This is a genomic window from Caballeronia sp. (assembly GCF_028292365.1).
Taxonomy (GTDB): domain Bacteria; phylum Pseudomonadota; class Gammaproteobacteria; order Burkholderiales; family Burkholderiaceae; genus Caballeronia.
Genome location: NZ_JAQGMM010000502.1, coordinates 1 through 3,109, shown reverse-complemented (window position 1 = coordinate 3,109; position 3,109 = coordinate 1). Strand labels below are relative to the sequence as shown.

Sequence of the window (3,109 nt, the reverse complement as noted above, 5' to 3'; positions counted from 1 at the left end):
GTCATCGCGAGCCGTGCGGCCCATCCAGTGCGACTCGTCGATTGCTCAGTCAGGCACATCTTACAAGAGCGGGTTTGCACACGTTCCGTGCGACTGGGATGACGACCAGATTTTTAACTTATTCCTCGCTAAGGTAGCTAGCGGGTTGCCGCAGTTGCACAACGCAGCACCGACGATTCACGTCCAGCAACGGGCATGCTCCGCCTCTGTGGTCGACAGGCCTCGTATTGGAGATGAACGCCCGCTAACATCGACGCTATCGCTTTCGGCGGGAGGAAGCAGGCGCGTCCGCCTGTTTAACCAAGCCAGGCACGTCCTGCAACTGCTCATCAGGAGCGAGCCGGTCACCTCGCTCACGGTCTGCCGACTGATCGACGCTGACCTCCACGCCGTTTTGCGCATCGTCGCCTTCGGCTTCGATCTGCCGGCGCGCTTCGTCCCAGTGCTTCTCCGCATCGCCATTGGGCTCCGGATCGTTTTCCCAGATGTGATAGGCCCGTGTGCGGATTCGAGCTTCGAGTTCCCTGTTCATATGCAATGCTCCTAAGGGAAAGCACCCGACAGTTTGCCGTGCATGGCGCAGGGCGCGAGAACCGGCATCGGCGCTGAGCGACATAAGCCGCACTTGCCAATACCTGTTCGCATTTGACAGCAGACCTGGCGATTGCCCGATCGAGGCCGCAGCGCCCCGCTTCTCCGGTCCACCTCTTATGGGTGACGGGCGGAACGAAGAGGTTCACCTGTTCTGGTGACAACCTCTGACGGTACCGGTCGTCGCTTCCAGTTGCGGCGCAGAGATGCGATGCTTCTTCAGCGTGGTTCCGATCGTGACGTCATAGACCTTTTCATGCCGCAAGATGGCCCACGCGATGCGCGGCCATCCGCTCATATTGTTGTCGACGGCAAGACGGATGTCCTCGGGCATCCGTCTTGCCGTGTCCGTCGGAAAACCGCCCATCGAGCTTAAGTTCAAGCGATGTCTGCCCGGGTTTGCCAGTTCTAATCGAATTCACAACGCTGTCTCACATTAAACCGAGGACGCGGCCCGCATCGTAACTGGTCATGACTGCATCGGCGCGCATGTATTCGTCATCCGCGACAAGGACGCGTTCCGCTCGGCAAGATCAGGACAATGGGCGACAGCCCGCGTCATGTCCCTTGCACGCCCCTCAGATCAGCGCTGATCGTCGTCATCCGTCATCTCCGCCACGATGGAACCATGGTTTATGATCGCCACCAGTGAAATTCCACCGATCATATTGCCGAGTAAGGTTGGCGCAAAAAAGTTGAGCAGATAGTCCTGCACGCTTGCTGCACCCGCCATCACGCTGTAGCTCGCTTCAACTGAACCGGCGATCACATGCGACAGCTTGCTCATCGCGACCACATAAGTGATCAGTAAAATCGTCATTAGCCGTGCCGAACGCGCACTCGGCAGCAGCCAGACCATCAACGCGATCAGCCAGCCGGCAAACACTGCGCGCACGACCGTCACCATGAAGGTGCCGGAAAGAGGTTGCTTACCTAAAACGCCAAGGGCCGTGACGACATCGTCGGTAAAGACGCCTGGGATTTGCAGCATGGCCGCGAATATCAACGTGCCTGCGATGTTCCCGAATAGCACGAGCCCCCAAAGTCGGCCGGTTTTCGCAACGGTCGTCACGTCGCGCCGCGTCAAGACCGGAAGTACAGCGCTCAGGGTGCTTTCCGTGAACAGTTGCTGCCGGCCAAGAATGACGATGACGAATCCGACCGTGTAGCCGAAAGAAGCGACGAGGGGCCGCCAAGGAGCATCGGGCAAAGAACTTTCGATTACTGCCTGCGTTAAGAAGGAGAATCCCATCGATAGCCCGGCGGCCAGCGCAGACATGATGAGCGCGCCGGCCGTTCGCTCCATCGCAGCCTCGCCTTCTTCCCTGACGACTTCGTGGATTACCAAGGCACGTGGGGAGGCGTGTTGCGCGGCCTGTTTTTGTTCTCCGTCATCGAGATGAGGAGAGCTGGAGCCAGCATTGGGACCGGGCATGATTCGAAATCCTTGGGTTGTGACTCGTCACCCGGTGTCGAAGTTTCCGTCGGACTTGTTCACAACCTCGCACAATAAATGCCTGCACCGCTGCGGCTAAGCGGAACCGCCCTTCCTCGCACGACGTGTGCGCTTGAGCGGCTTTAGTTCGACCCAGGTCGGCAGATGGTCGCTGGCATGCCACCGCGCATCTGTTTGCTATAACTCAATTATTTTCAGGGGCGGCGCAACTTTGGGAGTTGCCAGAAGCGTTATGCGGAAGGCTTCAAGCAGATGCTCTACCGCACGAACGGTGTCGAGTCTTTGCCTCGCGTCGGACCTTTTCAGCCTACACCGTTCCGAGCCCGTTCACCTCTTACGGGGTTCCATTCAATTTCTCCGGTTGATTCATTGAATAGACCGATGTACAGGATTGGTCGGTCCTGAATCGCTAGTGTCGCCACTGAAGCGCGGGATTTGCAAGCGATTACGACGCCGACAGCTAACTCGATGCGTAGGTGGCTTGATATGGCCGCTCTGAAAGGAATTGCTTTACCCGACAAACTGGGTACAGATGAGAGTACCGCTGGCCCGAAAAGTGCTCGTGCGAACGGAACTAGATGGATTCATGGTTGAGTGACGATGCTCCGTTGTGACATTTGAAGCGCGGCCAGTGACATCGACCCTATGCAAATGAGAGATTTTCGCCGATCCGCAACGACATGCCTGCACGGTGTGCTTTTCGCGCTTCTCGGCAGTGCGCGCCTCGCGTTCGCGGCCAGCCAGAGCACCTTACAGCCGGTGGGAGTACAGGCGGTACGGATCCTAAGTCTGTGGAATCTCACGCTAATCGTCTGTTCGTTCGTCTTCACCGCTATCCTCGTCACCTTCTTCTGGGCGCTGATGCGCACGCCTCGTGCGCGCGAGCGCACGGCGCCTGATCTCACGTCGATCGACCGTGCTGAGCCTCGCTCACGGCGCGCGGTCATCGCCGCCACAATCATTTCGGTCGTGCTGCTATGTGGCTTGATACTGGCCGATATCTTGACCGACCGGGCGTTGTCGCGCCTGCCCGTCGACGATGCGGTTCATATCGAATTAACT

3 protein-coding genes and 1 pseudogene are annotated in these 3,109 nt (G+C 58.2%); 1 reads left to right on the top strand and 3 read right to left on the bottom strand.

Translation table 11 applies throughout. The annotated features are described in order from the left end of the window. Positions 1 to 256 precede the first annotated feature (256 nt). The 3 genes from JWR14_RS29345 to JWR14_RS29335 form a co-directional block, all read right to left on the bottom strand. Positions 257 to 532, bottom strand: coding sequence for a DUF2934 domain-containing protein (locus JWR14_RS29345; protein ID WP_299716162.1), 276 nt, complete (start codon positions 530 to 532; stop codon positions 257 to 259). A 204-nt stretch (positions 533 to 736) separates the two neighbouring features. Beyond that, positions 737 to 973, bottom strand: a complete 237-nt coding sequence (locus JWR14_RS29340) for a hypothetical protein (RefSeq protein WP_299716159.1) — start codon at positions 971 to 973, stop codon at positions 737 to 739. A 201-nt stretch (positions 974 to 1,174) separates the two neighbouring features. Continuing rightward, on the bottom strand, positions 1,175 to 2,026 hold the full coding sequence (locus JWR14_RS29335; RefSeq protein ID WP_299716156.1) for a formate/nitrite transporter family protein: 852 nt from the start codon (positions 2,024 to 2,026) through the stop codon (positions 1,175 to 1,177). Positions 2,027 to 2,698: 672 nt separating this feature from the next. On the opposite strand from JWR14_RS29335, the pseudogene JWR14_RS29330 reads away from it, so the two are divergent. Continuing rightward, a pseudogene (locus tag JWR14_RS29330) lies at positions 2,699 to 3,109 on the top strand (cytochrome C oxidase subunit II); the annotation flags it as partial.

Excerpts from the sequence above, each read along its gene's own strand:
- JWR14_RS29345 (WP_299716162.1), bottom strand. The coding sequence starts at position 532 with ATGAACAGGGAACTCGAAGCTCGAATCCGCACACGGGCCTATCACATC.
- JWR14_RS29335 (WP_299716156.1), bottom strand. The coding sequence starts at position 2,026 with ATGCCCGGTCCCAATGCTGGCTCCAGCTCTCCTCATCTCGATGACGGA.